The following is a 14,857-nucleotide window of genomic DNA, read 5'->3' as shown; positions in this document are numbered from 1 at the left end:
CTCCGGACGGAAAAGTAATCAACACTCCTGTTTCAGGATATATGCCTAAAGAGGACTTCAAGAAATTCCTGGAATGTGGAGTGAATCATTACATCCACTGACAGAAAGCTTCTTATATTGATATCTTAGTTTAGAATATAAATATTTTAAACTAAGATATTTACATTAATTATTTATTTCCAGTTCAATCATATAGCCTTCATGTCCTCTTACATTGATAAAATTTCCTCCTTCAAATCCAAGATACTGCCCTTTAATTCCGGTAAGTATTCCTGTGAACTCAGGTTTTTTATCTAATGTAAATGATGAAACTTTTTCTGGTTTTTCAAAAGGATAGTCAAACATCCACAGTTCTTCTCCTTCGCTGTAAAACTTCTGGAAATCGTTAGGAAAATATTCTTTTATTTTCTGTCGGAAATCGGCAAGATCTACCTCTCCTTCAAAATCATCCTGCAGCATTTTTCTCCAGTTGGTTTTATCTGCTAGATGTTCTTTTAAAGCCACCTCTATCATTCCTGCCTCATAGCGGTTCTCGGTTCTTGCGATGGGTAATGCAAAAGTAGCTCCCTGATCTATCCATCTTGTAGGAATCTGCGTATTTCTGGTAACTCCTACTTTTACATCTCCGGTGTATGCCAGATAAACAGTATGCGGCTGCAGCTGAATTTGTTTTTCCACTTCAAGATCTCGTTCTGCAACGCCTAAATGTGCAGTAGAAAGTTCAGGACGGATAATGGTATCACTGGCATAAGGGCTTTCAAAAAAACAGTTTTTGCAGAATCCCATTCTGTAAACCGGTTTATTTTCACCACAATTTACACACTGAAACCCTGTATGTTTTATGCTTAACTCCTTTCCAAACAGCTCATTCATATGGATAAGATCTCCGGAAAGATTGAGGTAGTACTGGATTGGCTTGGCATCGTAGCTTGTCATCTTTAAAATTTGCCCTTGAAACTGCATAATGATGTTTTTAAGTATAAGTAAATATAGAAATTTTATTTGATCTTTTTTTGCAATTTAATCTGATCCAGTTCCTTTTTTAGAGCAGTTATCTGGCTTTGAAGTTTTTGCAATTCCGGATTATTTATATTTTTTGACTGAGGCGAATACTGCCATATCAGATGAATATCCTTTACTAATTCATTATGTTCATCCAGTCTTTTTTTACTGATGGTAACACTGTCATTCAAAAGGGTGATCTTTAAAAAATCCTGTGATTTTTCTTTAAATGACTCATAATTAATAATAGCCAGCTCAGGATGGCTTTCCTTAATAATTCTGATATATTTTTCCGACCTTTCTTTCAATGCTTCGTTCTCCCACTTCTTTTTGGTAAGCAGTATACTTGGAATCAAAATAATAACGGAAAGTAAGCTGATCCATACAGAAACTTTACGATTGTTGCTGTTTTTTTCCCTGTAATACTTCTGATATCCTAGCAAGAGACTTAATACCCAGGTTCCTACCGCTATAAAAAAACAATTGATAAGATAAAAATAAAAGCCTCCCCAAAAGTATTCCCAGTTTCCATTGGCAATACCAAATCCTGCTGTACACAAAGGAGGTATACATGCTGTAGAAACGGCAACCCCTGCGATAACTTTGATTGCTTCTTTCCTTACGATCCCCAGGAACCATGCAAGTCCTCCAAGCAGCGCTAAAAAACAGTCAAAAATAGTTGCCGTTTTAAAGCTTTCAAGCTGTGAAGTTTCTGAATGAAAAGGAGAAATCAGAAAATATAATGTGGAAGAACAAATAGCCACTACCATCATCAAAAGCCAGTTAAAAACACCAAGCTTTATAAGCCTCCTGTTTCCTATAGAAAACCCAAATGCAATTCCAACAACAGGTCCCATCAATGGCGAAATAAGCATTGCACCAATTACCGCAGCCGGGCTATTAACATTTAAGCCGATACAGGCAATACCCATGGAAATTACCAGAAGCCAAAGATTATGACCGCGGAAATAAATGCCTTCTTCTATCTCGCCAAATGTAAATTCCTCATCCTCTTCCTTGGGAAGTACAAATAACCTTTGAAGATTTATCATTGATTTATATTTTCTGACAAAAGTATAAAAACGTCATTCAAGTTTTATTAATAAATTTGTCAATTAAAATCAACAAATGAATTATCTTGTAACCGGAGGAAGCGGCTTTATTGGTTCCCATCTCATAGAGAAATTATTAAGAAATGGACATTCTGTCATAAACATTGACAATTTTGATAATTTCTATGACTATCAGGTAAAAATTAAAAATACTTTGGAGTCAATCGGCAAAAATTCGGATTTTGAATTCTCGGATAAAGAGACGGATATTCCGCGTTTGGTTTCCCTCACTCATTCTGACCAATATTCCCTCTATTGGCAAGATATACGTAACAAAAAAGATCTTGAAAACATCTTTAAGAATCATCATATTGATATGGTGATTCATCTGGCAGCACTTGCCGGTGTACGTCCTTCTATTGAACGCCCTCTGGAGTACGAAGAAGTGAATGTACGCGGTACTATGAATCTTTGGGAACTGTGTAAGGATTTCAATATTAAAAAATTTATCTGTGCATCTTCTTCAAGTGTTTATGGAAACAATGAAAAAATTCCCTTTGCAGAAACAGACAATGTAGACAATCCTATCTCGCCTTATGCCGCAACTAAGAAAAGCGGAGAGATTATAGGACATGTTTACCATAACCTATACCATATAGATATTATCCAGCTTAGGTTTTTTACGGTGTATGGACCAAGACAAAGACCTGATCTGGCGATACACAAATTTACAAAGCTTATTTCGGAGAATCAGGAGATCCCTTTCTATGGCGACGGAAATACAGCCAGAGACTATACTTATATAGATGATATTATTGATGGCATTACCAAGTCTATTCATTATCTGGAGCAACATTCCGGAGTTTATGAAATTCTTAATCTGGGAGAAAATCAGGTAATCACTTTATCAGAGATGGTTGCCACTATTGAAAAAGCACTGGGAAAAACTGCCAGCAAAAAAATTCTGCCAATGCAGCCGGGAGATGTCACAAAAACAAATGCCGATATTACAAAGGCAAAGGACTTAATAGGGTATAAACCGGTCACCAACTTCCAAAATGGCATAAAAAAATTTGTGGAATGGTTTTTGAGAAAACGACAATAAGTAAATTGCTGACATAGCTGGCAGCTAGTTTGTGACAGCCATTTATAAGAAAAAATTATAAAAAGAATTGAAAATCAAGTATAAAAAAGTTTATTATACAACCTATTTTTATACTTTTGCAAAAAATTAGAAAATTATGTACTGGACATTAGAATTAGCTTCATATTTAAGTGACGCACCTTGGCCAATGACAAAAGCAGAGCTTATCGACTACGCAATCAGAACTGGTGCACCTATGGAAGTAGTAGAAAACCTTCAGGCCATTGAAGACGAAGGAGAGATTTATGAATCTATCGAAGAGGTATGGAGTGACTATCCTACTGACGAGGATTTCCTTTGGAACGAGGACGAATATTAATAAAGCGATAAGCTTTAGGCTGCTTGCTTAGAGCTTTTTTGCCCTTTTTATATATTAATTTACACGATAAGTGTTATTTAAAACGCTTAAAGCATTTTGCATTAAGCATAAAGCAAAAAATTTATGAGTTTTTTAAACAAAGTTCTTAAAGGGTTTTTGGGAGACAAAAAAGCGCAGGACCTAAAAGAAGTAAAAAAAGTTGTAACAAAAATCAGAGCTGTAGAACCTAACATCCAACAATTGTCGGATGATGGGTTGAGACAAAAAACTGCTGAGTTTAAAGAGAATATAAAATCTGCAACCAGCAAGATTACCGCTCAAATAGAACAGATAAAAGAGCAGATAAAAAATTCAACCAACGTTGATGAAAAAGAAGCTCTTTTCACAAAAATTGAGGCTCTAAAGAAAGAATCATACGACATTGAAGAAAAAGTTCTGGTTCAGATTCTTCCCGAAGCTTTTGCATTGATCAAAGAAACGGCTAGAAGATGGGCTCAGAATGGAGAAATCCGTGTAACAGCTAGTGACTGGGATAGAGAACTTGCTGCTGCAGGAAAAGATTTCGTTAGCATTCAGGGAGACACAGCTGTTTGGAAAAACTCATGGGACGCTGCCGGAACTCCAGTAGTTTGGGATATGGTCCACTATGATGTTCAGTTTATCGGAGGGGTTATTCTTCACAGTGGTAAAATTGCCGAGATGGCAACCGGTGAAGGTAAAACTTTGGTAGGAACATTACCTATTTACTTAAATTCACTTCCGGAAAGAGGAGTACACGTGGTAACCGTGAACGACTATCTTGCGAAAAGAGACTCCGCATGGATGGGACCTCTTTATCAGTTCCATGGTATGTCTATCGATTGTATCGATAACCACCAGCCGAACTCTGACGGAAGAAGAAAAGCATACAACTCAGATATTACATATGGAACGAACAACGAATTCGGTTTCGATTATCTGAGAGATAACATGGTGACATCACCTTCAGAACTGGTACAAAGAGAACTGAACTTTGCGATCGTGGATGAGGTGGACTCTGTATTGGTAGATGATGCAAGAACACCTTTGATCATCTCTGGTCCGGTTCCTCAGGGAGACAGACAGGAATTTGATGTTCTTAAGCCTTCTATCGACAGAATTGTTGAAGTACAAAAGAAAACGGTTTCTGCTATTTTCAATGAAGCGAAAAAATTAATTGCTGCAGGAAATACAAAAGAAGGTGGATTCAAGTTACTTCAGGCATATAGAGGTCTTCCCAAAAACAGACAATTAATCAAATTCTTATCGGAAAGCGGAAACAGAGCATTGCTTCAGAAAGTTGAGGCGCAGTATATGCAGGATAACAACCGTGATATGCCGATTGTAGATAAAGATCTTTATTTCGTAATTGAGGAGAAAAACAATCAGGTAGACCTTACGGACAAAGGTGTTGAATACATGTCTCAAGGTAACTCTGATGCCAATTTCTTTGTACTTCCGGATATCGGAACTGAGATTGCGGAATTAGAAGCTAAAAACTTATCTAAAGAAGAAGAGTTTGAGGCAAAAGAAAGACTTTTCTCTGATTTTGCTGAAAAATCTGAGCGTGTTCATACCATGAGCCAGCTATTGAAAGCTTACACATTATTTGAAAAAGATGATGAGTATGTAGTAATTGATGGTGAAGTTAAAATCGTTGATGAGCAGACAGGTCGTATCATGGAGGGACGTCGTTATTCTGACGGTCTTCACCAGGCTATCGAAGCAAAAGAGAATGTAAAGATTGAGGCTGCTACTCAAACTTTTGCAACGATTACGCTTCAGAACTATTTCCGTATGTATAACAAGCTTGCGGGGATGACAGGTACTGCTGAAACCGAAGCCGGAGAGCTTTGGGAAATCTATAAATTAGACGTTGTGGTAATTCCTACCAACCGTCCTATTTTGAGACATGACAAACAAGATTTGGTTTTCAAAACCAATAGAGAAAAATATAATGCGGTAATTGAAGAAATTGAAAAATTAACGGCACAGAAAAGACCTGTACTTGTAGGAACTACTTCCGTTGAAATTTCTCAGTTGCTTTCAAAAGCACTTCAGTTAAGAAAGATTCCACACCAGGTATTGAACGCGAAGCTTCACAAAAAAGAAGCGGAAATTGTAGCTGGAGCAGGACAGCCGGGAGTTGTAACGATTGCAACCAACATGGCAGGTCGTGGTACGGATATCAAGCTTTCTAAAGAAGTAAAAGATGCAGGAGGTTTAGCGATCATCGGAACAGAAAGACACGACTCTAGACGTGTTGACAGACAGTTGAGAGGTAGAGCGGGACGTCAGGGAGATCCGGGAAGTTCTCAGTTCTATGTATCTCTTGAAGATAACCTGATGCGTTTGTTCGGTTCTGAAAGAATTGCTAAAATGATGGACAGAATGGGTCATAAAGAGGGAGAAGTCATTCAGCATTCTATGATCAGCAAGTCTATTGAAAGAGCTCAGAAGAAAGTGGAAGAAAACAACTTCGGAACAAGAAAGAGACTTCTTGAGTACGATGACGTAATGAACAAACAGCGTGACGTAATCTATAAGAGAAGAAAGAACGCTCTTTTCGGAGACCACTTGAAGTATGACATCACCAATATGATTTTTGATGTAGCCAATTCTATCGTTGTGAAAGGAAAAGCTTCAGGAAATTATAAAGATTTTGAATACGAAATCATTAAAACATTTACGATGGAATCTCCGGTTTCTCAAAGTGATTTTAATAATAAAAACATTCAGGATCTGACGAATATCTTATTCAAAGCAGCTCAGGAAGACTACAAAATGAAGCTGAACCTGTTGAAGGAAAAATCATTCCCAATCATTGAGAATGTATACCAAAATCAGGGTTCAATGTTTAAAATGATTCAGGTTCCTTTCACAGACGGACATAAGACAATGACTATTGTAGCTGATCTTAAGGAAGCATATGATACTCAATGTGAAAGTTTAGTGAATGATTTTGAAAAGAATATCACTTTATCGATTATCGATGAAAACTGGAAGCTTCACCTTCGTGAGATGGACGACTTAAGAAGATCTTCTCAGGGAGCTGTTTACGAGCAGAAAGATCCACTGGTAATTTATAAGCAGGAGTCTTTCCACTTATTCAGTGAAATGATCGACAAATTAAACAAAGAAATTATTTCTTTCTTATACAAAGGAGAAATCCCAGCGTAAGAAAAATTTAATAATATTATACAAAAACCGCTCTGCCATTGGTCAGAGCGGTTTTTTATTATTCAGTATATAATAATTTTATGATAAATATCAATCTTATTATTTATTTAGAACAGTTAAAAATAATATATTTGCAGAAAATTTGACTTTCATGAAAAATGTACTGATCTGTGCTTCCGCACTGGGAACAATGCTGGTTTCTGCGCAAAAAAAAGACACCATCAAATCCAATGATATTGAAGAAGTAGTTGTTAACGGAAGATATTATCAGAAGTACAAACTGAATGAGGTTTCCGGTTCACTAAGAATTCAGACGCCTATTCTTGAACTTCCGCAGAATGTACAGTCTATAAGTTCTCAGGTTCTTGCTGATCAGATGACTCTAAATATGTCTGAAGGAATTGTCCGCAACGTAAGCGGAGCAAGAAAGGTAGAGCATTGGGATAATGTATATTCCAATGTATTTATGAGAGGTGCCAGTATCGCCACTTTTATGAATGGAATGAATGTATCTTCAACCTGGGGACCCATCAATCCCGACGCGTCTATCATAGACAGAATAGAGTTTGTAAAAGGTCCTGCCGGATTTATGGGTTCTATGGGAGATCCAGCCGGATTTTATAATGTGGTAACTAAAAAACCTACAGGAAAGTTTGCCAACAGTGTGCGTTTCACAACAGGAAGTTATAACCTTTTCAGAGGAGAAGCGGATCTTGACGGTGTTATTGTGAAAGACGGTGTTTTAGATTACCGTCTTAACTTAATGGGAAGTTCTAATAATTCATGGGTGGAAAATGATAAAACAAGCAAAATTATTATTGCTCCTTCCATTACCTTCAGACCTACAAAGACTACTACGTTTACGGCTCAGTACAATTATCAGTATTTAAAATTTAATCAGCCGGGAGCCTATCTGATGTCTAACGATGGATACGCTTCACTGAATGTACATACCAATTTTAATGATCCGAACTTCAAGAAAACTGAAGTAAAAGATCAGAGTTTATTCTTAAGTTTAGATCAAAAGCTTTTCAAAGATTGGGTTTGGAGCACACAATATGCTTATATGGACCTGAATTATGACGGAGGATCATGGTGGGGAACTTTTGACCCTGCCAATAAAAATGTTTTAAACAGAACGCTAAGCAACTGGCAGGCGAAAGGAAAAAACCACATCTTCCAGACCTATGTGAGAGGAACGCTTACTACAGGAAACATTGTCCATAAAATAATCGCAGGATTTGATTACGGAGACAGAAAATACAATGCTGACTTTTCTTCTTATTCAAAAATTGTAGATGGCAAAGAAACCTTAGTATTCCCAATTGACATTTATAATGTGAATTATGGGGTAGATCCTTCAAAACTTCCATCTTCTAACTTTTATACATTAAACACTTCTGCTCCATTTTATAATGATCAGGGCGTAAAATATACTTCTTATTACGCTCAGGATCAGATTGAAATGTTCAATAATAAATTGAGATTAACATTAGCAGGAAGATATACAAGCGGTAAAACCTATTCCGCATATCCAAACCTTAGCCCAGGAACCCCTATCGTGCCGGATGAAGCAGGAGAATTTACACCAAGAGTAGGAATAAGTTATTCTATTAATGAAAACTTCTCAGCTTATGGTATCTATGATAAAACCTTCGTACCACAATCCGGAACAGGAATTAACAAAACCAAAATTACAGATCCTTTCAGAGGGCAGAATATTGAATTCGGACTGAAAAAAGACTGGTTCGGTGGAAAATGGAACTCTACTTTCGCTGTATACGAAATCAGAAGACAAAATATTCTTGTTGCGGGACCTAAAGAACAAAATGAAGGACAGCCTTTTCAGGTTGCTACAGGTGAGCAGAGAGCAAGAGGTTTTGAAACTGATATCAAAGGGGAAATCATCAAAGGGTTGAACATTATCATCAACTATGCTTATACAGATGCAAAGACCATCAAAGACACAGATCCTACAAGAATTGGTATCCAGTCTCCGGGGAATGCGAAAAATGTACAGAATACCTGGGTAAACTATAGATTTGAAAATGGTCTTATGAAAGGGTTCGGGATTTCAGCCGGTTATCAGTATCAGGGGGGAAGACAGTCCTGGTTTGGGGTGAGTGCCACAAAAGATCAAAGCTTACCGGATTATTTTGATACCAACTTCGGGGTTTCTTATGTTGCTAAAAAATTCGATGTTAACTTTATGCTGAATAACGTTCTTAACAGAAAGCTTTACAGCGGATACAGAGGAGATGGCGGTGAATATGCATGGATCTACAATGCTCCGCGTAACTGGAGAGTATCAATAGGATATAAATTTTAAAAAATAAAGGTTAGCCCCTCTTGGGGTTAACTTTTTGCTATGAGAAAAAAGCATCATCATAAAAAGAAGGTTTCTTCAACAAAAAAATGGTCCGCAAAGCTGCACTTGTGGCTGGGTTTATCTGTTGGAATCATTGTGTTTATAGTCTCTCTTTCAGGGACTTTATATGTTTTTAAGGATGAAATACAGAATAGCTTACGTAAAGAAGCCATTTACCTGAAAAAAGAGGATATCGGAAAAAAGCCTTTATCTATTAATCTGCTTCGGGAGAAAGTATCTCTGGAACTTAATGAAAAATATCCTGTAAGCGCTGTAGAAATTCCTTTGGATAAAACCAAAGCCTACCAGTTTGAATACTATGAAAAAAGCAAAAAGGGATGGAACTATTTTCAGCAGGTACGCATCAACAAGCAGGTTTATGTCAATCAGTATACCGGACAAATCCTGGCGGTTTATGATGAAAAGTATGATGTATTCAATATTTTAAAATATATCCACTGGGGACTTTTGCTTAACTCTGAATGGGGACCATACACTGTAGGAATCCCAACCGTTATTTTTGTCATTATGCTCATCACAGGAATCATTTTATGGTGGCCTAAAAATAAAAATGCCAGAAAAGGTCGTTTTTGGTTCAATTGGGAAAATGTAAAAAACTGGAAGCGGAAAAATTATGATCTTCACAATATACTGGGATTTTATGCATCATTTATCGCTCTGCTTATGAGCATTACGGGGCTTTATTTTGCTTATCCTTACGTAAAAAACACTTTTACGTTTGCATTATCCGGCTCATGGGAACTTCCTAAGGAAAAAGAAAGAAAATCCCCGGATTCTCTGATGGCAAAGAATGAAGCTGTCTTTGATCTGGCTGTGGCACAGACTGAAAAACTGTACACAAAATCATCCAGCTTCAGAATTAATCTAAACGGAAAGAATAAAAAAGGAAAAGAACTGAAAAACCTTCCGGTAACAGTTTACGGACTGGATGGAAGATACAGTGAAAGAAACATCCTGACATTCGACAAATACTCCGGAAAACTACTAGCCGACAAACCTCATCACAAACTCAATACTGCCGAGAAATATTCCAACGCCAATTATGACATCCATACCGGTTCCTACTTCGGAATCATCGGAAAAGTGATCTGGTTTATAGCCGGCCTTACGTGTACATCGCTCCCTGTAACCGGATTTCTGGTTTGGTGGGGAAAAAGAAAGAAAAAAGGAAAGAAAATATAATGAAAAAAGTGCTTTTATCAGCTGCCTGTTTAGGAACTGCTACCGTTTTTGCCCAGGTAAAAGATAGTTTACAAACTCAAAATGTAGACGAGGTTATAATGACTGCTTCCAGAAAAAAGGAAAGCATCAAAGAAGTTCCCAGCTCCATCACAGTGGTAGGAGAAAAACAAATTCAGTCTCAGCTGACTGTTAATTCAGATATTACAAGCATCCTGCAGTATACCGTTCCCAGTTTAGGAACTAATTCCGGACAGACTTCCAACACCGGACAAACCTTGAGAGGACGCCAGGTTTTGGTGCTGATTGATGGAATTCCACAGTCTACTCCACTTCGTAACGGAGCAAGAGATTTACGAACTATTGATCCTTCAGCGATTGAAAGAATTGAGGTGATCAAAGGAGCTTCTTCCATCTATGGTAACGGGGCAGACGGAGGGATCATCAATTATATTACAAAAAGAAACAAAACAGATAAAAAAATCTCCGGAATTTCACAGATAGGTCTTACCGGACAGCCTTACGGTGGTACTTTAGGAGTAAGAGCAAGCCAGCTTTTATCCGGAAAGATCAACAAATTCGACTATACTCTTTCCCTAGCTTACGAAAGAACAGGATATACAAAAGACGGAGACGGTGTTTTAATAAGCCCTACCTACAGCATTGCGAAGATGGATAACTACAACGGACTGTTGAAAGTAGGGTATGACATCAACGAAAATCAGAGAATTGAGGCTTCTTACATTGGTTATTCTTCAAGATCAGACCTGAATGTAGGATTAAAAACCGGAAAATACGGTATCAAGCCAACTATTGGTGAAGGAATTGGAAAAGGGTTGGAAACGACGCCTCAGGGAACTCCAAAAAACCACAACATCAGAGTAAGCTATGACAATAAGAACATTTTTGCAGGAACTTCTTTGAATATCAACCTTTATTATCAGGATTTCAAAACCGTTTACGGATACAGTGACACATTTTTCAATGGAGGACAGTCTAACGTGATCTCAAAAAAGGCAGGGGCAAGGTTCAATTTTGACACCCAGCTTTGGAATTCAGCCAATTCTCAGGGTGAAATTATCTATGGAGCTGATATTCTGAATGATGAAACCGTACAAAAGCTGGAAGACGGACGTTTCTGGACTCCTAATATGAACATGACCAATATTGCGCCTTTCATACTGGCCAAAATTGATCTGTTTAAAAAATTTACCATCAAAGGAGGACTTCGCTACGAGAACATCAAAGTAAACGTTGACGATTTCAATACGCTTTCCACTCTTAAAAGTGACGGAACTTTTACGAAAAGTATTCCTGTTGCAGGCGGAAAACTGAACTACAATGCAGTGGTAGGAAATATTGGTATCCGCTATAATATTGAGCCTTATATCAACCTCTTTGGAAGCTTCTCTCAGGCCTACTCTATCAATGAGTTAGGAAGGATTTTAAGAACCTCAACTTCTGAAACCATTAAAAATCTGGAAACGAAACCCATCATCGTTAACAATTACGAATTGGGGGCAACAGGGCAGCTTTCCAGCTGGCTAAACTATGAATTAACCTCTTATGTGAGTACATCTAAACTGGGCGCATCATTCGTACAGAGTCCGGACAGAGCATTAATGATTCAGAGATCTCCGGAAATTGTGTATGGAGTGGAAGGATTTTTACACTTCACCCCTGCAAAATGGATTCAGTTTGGAGGAAGCTACAGCTGGATGGAAGGAATTACTTCTCTAAAAGATGACGGTGATTATTCAACAAAAATCAACAACAGCCGAATTTCTGCCCCTAAAGTATTGGCGTATATTCAGGCGAGACCTGTTCCGGCTTTGTCTGTTGGTCTTGATATGCTGCATTCTTTCCAGCAAAACAGATTTGAGCCTAATGCTAAAACGGGATTATATGCTTACGGTGAAGGATATGTACCGGAATATACTGTATTTAACTTCAAATCAAGTTATGAAGTTAGCAACAACTGGAGACTGTCATTAGGTATTGAAAACCTTTTCAATAAAGTATATCAACCTGCTATCTCATGGTGGACAGCAAGAGACAGCGACTTCACGAATGCTCTTGGATTGAGGGGAACATTCATGATCGAATACAAATTTTAATTAATCTAAATAAAAAGTAAAACATACCTTTGCTTTACTTTTACTGTTATATGAAGAAAAACCATCATCATAAAAAGAAACCGGGCTTTATCAAAAAATGGTCAGCTAAACTGCACCTTTGGTTCGGATTGGGAATAGGATTTCTGATCTTTATTATCTCTGTTACCGGAGCATTATATGTTTTCAAGGATGAAGTGGAAAATATCACCCGAAAAGATGTGATCTATCATCATGAACAAAATATTGAGCAAAAGCAAGTGCTTCCTATAAGGGTGATGGAAAAAGCTGTAGCAGAACAGGTAAAAGAGAAATATCCTATCCACTGGGTAAATGTTCCTATAGACAAAAAAATGTCTTACATGTTCTTCTGGTATGAACATAATACCGATGCCTGGAATTATTTTGATGAATTTCCTATCTATAAACAGGCTTATGTAAACCCTTACACCGGAAAGGTATTAAGAGTTTATGATGAAAAAAACGGCTTCTTCAACATTGTAAAAATGATCCACTGGAGCTACCTTTTGAAACAGGACTGGGGAACTTATGTAGTAGGAATTCCTGTTATTATTTTTATCATCATGCTGATCTCCGGAATTATTCTATGGTGGCCAAAGAACAAAGCAGCAAGAAAACAGCGTTTTGCTTTCAAATGGAAAAACATTAAAAGCTGGAAACGAAAAAACTATGATCTTCATAATGTCTTAGGGTTTTATGCCTCTATCTTTGCTTTAATTTTCTCTATTACAGGACTTTTCTATGCATTTTTTGTAGTTCAGGCCATGATTTATGTGATCTTTTCCGGTGGAGAAACCAAATACCCGGATTTTTCCCATATTAAGACGAAAGCTCCTATTGAATTGAGGACAGAAGGAACACTGGATAAAATTATCAATACAGTACAGACAAAATATCCGGATTCGTATGGTTTTGCCATAGATTTAGGACATCCCCATATGGATGATCACGAGCATCCCAACTTTGAGGTGTATGTGAAACACCTTTCTTATTCTTACCATAAAAGCAGCAGCTTAATCTTCGATGAAAACTCCGGAGAATTGCTGCATACTCATGACCCGAAAGACAAAAACTTCGGAGAAAAGGTTGTAAACGCCAATTATGATATTCACGTAGGTGCCATTCTGGGACTTCCTACCAAGATCATTGCTTTTATCGTAAGCATTATCTGTGCTTCTCTTCCGGTTACCGGATTTATGATCTGGTGGGGAAGAAAAAAGAAAAAAACAACTTAAAGTATTAAATAAAACCCAGTTAATAATCTATTAATACAATCTTTTTTATAATTTTAGCCCCTAGAATTTAATAATAGAAATGTCATTAATAGATTTATCAAAACAAGTTGCCCTTGGAGTTGACATCGGCGGAACCAATACTAAATTCGGAATTGTAAATCACCGTGGTGAAGTTCTGGATAAAGGAAATCTGAAAACTGATGCCTATGACAAAGTGGAAGATTTCATCGATGCTTTATATGAACATGTTCGCCCAATGATGGAAAAATATGGTACTGAAGCACACTTTGACGGAATCGGAGTAGGCGCACCGAACGCCAACTATTACAAAGGAACTATAGAACTTGCCCCTAATCTTCCATGGAAAGGTGTTATTCCTTTCACTGAGTTAATGACGGCAAAATTCAATCTGCCTTGTACCGTCACCAATGATGCCAATGCTGCTGCACTGGGAGAGATGCTTTTCGGAGCTGCAAGAGGAATGAAAGATTTCATTATGATTACCCTTGGAACAGGTGTAGGCAGTGGAATTATCGCTAATGGGAGCTTAATCTACGGACATGACGGGTTTGCCGGAGAGCTGGGCCATACGATTGTGAAGCCGGGCGGTAGAAAACACTGGAGTACAGGTTCTGAAGGAAGTCTTGAAGCCTATGCATCTGCTACGGGAATCACCATCACAGCAAAGAAAATGAGAGCAGAGTTCCCGGAATCAATGCTGAACCAATACCCTGAAGACGAGATCAATTCTAAAACAGTATACGAATGTGCTATCAAGGAAGATCCTATTGCGATTGAGGTTTTCAGATATACAGGTCAGAAACTGGGAGAAGCATTAGCCAATTTTGTAATGTTCTCTTCGCCTGAAGCTATTCTTCTGTTCGGAGGAGTAATCAAAGCAGGAGATTTTATTTTAAAGCCTGCTAAACTTCATATGGAAAGAAACCTTCTTCCAATCTTCAGAAATAAAGTAAAGCTCGTATTCAGTGAGCTTGACGAAGCTGATGCTGCTATTCTTGGGGCGAGTGCTTTGGTTTGGGAAAAATAACTGAACGCAGTTCAAATAATATGAGAGCATCCTTTTAGGGTGCTTTTTGTTTTTCCCACAGATTGCACAGATTTTTACAGATGATTATCCTATATTTTCTGGTGTCTATTTGTGAAGACATTGGTGTTATTTGTGTTTAAAATTAAATTAGCGTAA

The 14,857-nt window shown here is 37.7% G+C and carries 10 protein-coding genes; 8 read left to right on the top strand and 2 right to left on the bottom strand.

The window, feature by feature from the left end:
- Positions 1-165 precede the first annotated feature (165 nt).
- Together ACODR7_RS16450 and ACODR7_RS16445 are read right to left on the bottom strand one after the other, a co-directional pair.
- Positions 166-963 carry a DUF2797 domain-containing protein gene (locus tag ACODR7_RS16450; protein ID WP_488840694.1) on the bottom strand — a complete coding sequence of 266 codons (798 nt, stop codon included), beginning with the start codon at positions 961-963 and terminating at the stop codon, positions 166-168.
- Between the two features lie 35 nt (positions 964-998).
- Positions 999-2,054, bottom strand: coding sequence for a DUF389 domain-containing protein (locus ACODR7_RS16445; RefSeq protein WP_488840692.1), 1,056 nt, complete (start codon positions 2,052-2,054; stop codon positions 999-1,001).
- 76 nt (positions 2,055-2,130) lie between these two features.
- Here ACODR7_RS16445 and ACODR7_RS16440 point away from each other — a divergent pair, with 76 nt between their 5' ends.
- The 8 genes from ACODR7_RS16440 to ACODR7_RS16405 all read left to right on the top strand — a co-directional run bounded on the left by ACODR7_RS16440 (position 2,131) and on the right by ACODR7_RS16405 (position 14,701).
- Positions 2,131-3,159, top strand: a complete 1,029-nt coding sequence (locus tag ACODR7_RS16440) for a GDP-mannose 4,6-dehydratase (protein WP_488840690.1) — start codon at positions 2,131-2,133, stop codon at positions 3,157-3,159.
- A 136-nt stretch (positions 3,160-3,295) separates the two neighbouring features.
- Positions 3,296-3,517, top strand: a complete 222-nt coding sequence (locus tag ACODR7_RS16435) for a DUF2795 domain-containing protein (RefSeq protein WP_002662059.1) — start codon at positions 3,296-3,298, stop codon at positions 3,515-3,517.
- A 123-nt stretch (positions 3,518-3,640) separates the two neighbouring features.
- On the top strand, positions 3,641-6,715 hold the full coding sequence (secA, locus tag ACODR7_RS16430; protein WP_488840687.1) for a preprotein translocase subunit SecA: 3,075 nt from the start codon (positions 3,641-3,643) through the stop codon (positions 6,713-6,715).
- Positions 6,716-6,866: 151 nt separating this feature from the next.
- Positions 6,867-9,044, top strand: a complete 2,178-nt coding sequence (locus ACODR7_RS16425; RefSeq protein WP_488840685.1) for a TonB-dependent siderophore receptor — start codon at positions 6,867-6,869, stop codon at positions 9,042-9,044.
- A 39-nt stretch (positions 9,045-9,083) separates the two neighbouring features.
- Positions 9,084-10,286: a PepSY-associated TM helix domain-containing protein gene (locus ACODR7_RS16420; protein ID WP_488840683.1), complete on the top strand. Its 1,203-nt coding sequence runs from the start codon at positions 9,084-9,086 to the stop codon at positions 10,284-10,286.
- Complete coding sequence (locus ACODR7_RS16415) at positions 10,286-12,400, top strand: TonB-dependent receptor (RefSeq protein ID WP_488840681.1); 2,115 nt, start codon at positions 10,286-10,288, stop codon at positions 12,398-12,400. Before ACODR7_RS16420 ends, ACODR7_RS16415 begins: the two co-directional genes overlap by 1 nt.
- A 50-nt stretch (positions 12,401-12,450) precedes the next feature.
- A complete protein-coding gene (locus ACODR7_RS16410; protein WP_488840680.1) occupies positions 12,451-13,653 on the top strand; it encodes a PepSY-associated TM helix domain-containing protein in 1,203 nt (400 codons plus the stop codon).
- 79 nt (positions 13,654-13,732) lie between these two features.
- A complete protein-coding gene (locus ACODR7_RS16405; protein WP_488840678.1) occupies positions 13,733-14,701 on the top strand; it encodes an ROK family protein in 969 nt (322 codons plus the stop codon).
- Positions 14,702-14,857 lie beyond the last annotated feature (156 nt).

The sequence above is a fragment of the Chryseobacterium sp. FG46 genome (assembly GCF_057809135.1).
This window is presented reverse-complemented; position numbering and strand designations above follow the sequence as displayed.

Excerpts from the sequence above, each read along its gene's own strand:
- ACODR7_RS16420 (WP_488840683.1), top strand. The coding sequence starts at position 9,084 with ATGAGAAAAAAGCATCATCATAAAAAGAAGGTTTCTTCAACAAAAAAA.
- ACODR7_RS16445 (WP_488840692.1), bottom strand. The coding sequence starts at position 2,054 with ATGATAAATCTTCAAAGGTTATTTGTACTTCCCAAGGAAGAGGATGAG.
- ACODR7_RS16405 (WP_488840678.1), top strand. The coding sequence starts at position 13,733 with ATGTCATTAATAGATTTATCAAAACAAGTTGCCCTTGGAGTTGACATC.
- ACODR7_RS16425 (WP_488840685.1), top strand. The coding sequence starts at position 6,867 with ATGAAAAATGTACTGATCTGTGCTTCCGCACTGGGAACAATGCTGGTT.
- ACODR7_RS16435 (WP_002662059.1), top strand. The coding sequence starts at position 3,296 with ATGTACTGGACATTAGAATTAGCTTCATATTTAAGTGACGCACCTTGG.
- secA (WP_488840687.1), top strand. The coding sequence starts at position 3,641 with ATGAGTTTTTTAAACAAAGTTCTTAAAGGGTTTTTGGGAGACAAAAAA.
- ACODR7_RS16410 (WP_488840680.1), top strand. The coding sequence starts at position 12,451 with ATGAAGAAAAACCATCATCATAAAAAGAAACCGGGCTTTATCAAAAAA.
- ACODR7_RS16415 (WP_488840681.1), top strand. The coding sequence starts at position 10,286 with ATGAAAAAAGTGCTTTTATCAGCTGCCTGTTTAGGAACTGCTACCGTT.
- ACODR7_RS16440 (WP_488840690.1), top strand. The coding sequence starts at position 2,131 with ATGAATTATCTTGTAACCGGAGGAAGCGGCTTTATTGGTTCCCATCTC.
- ACODR7_RS16450 (WP_488840694.1), bottom strand. The coding sequence starts at position 963 with ATGCAGTTTCAAGGGCAAATTTTAAAGATGACAAGCTACGATGCCAAG.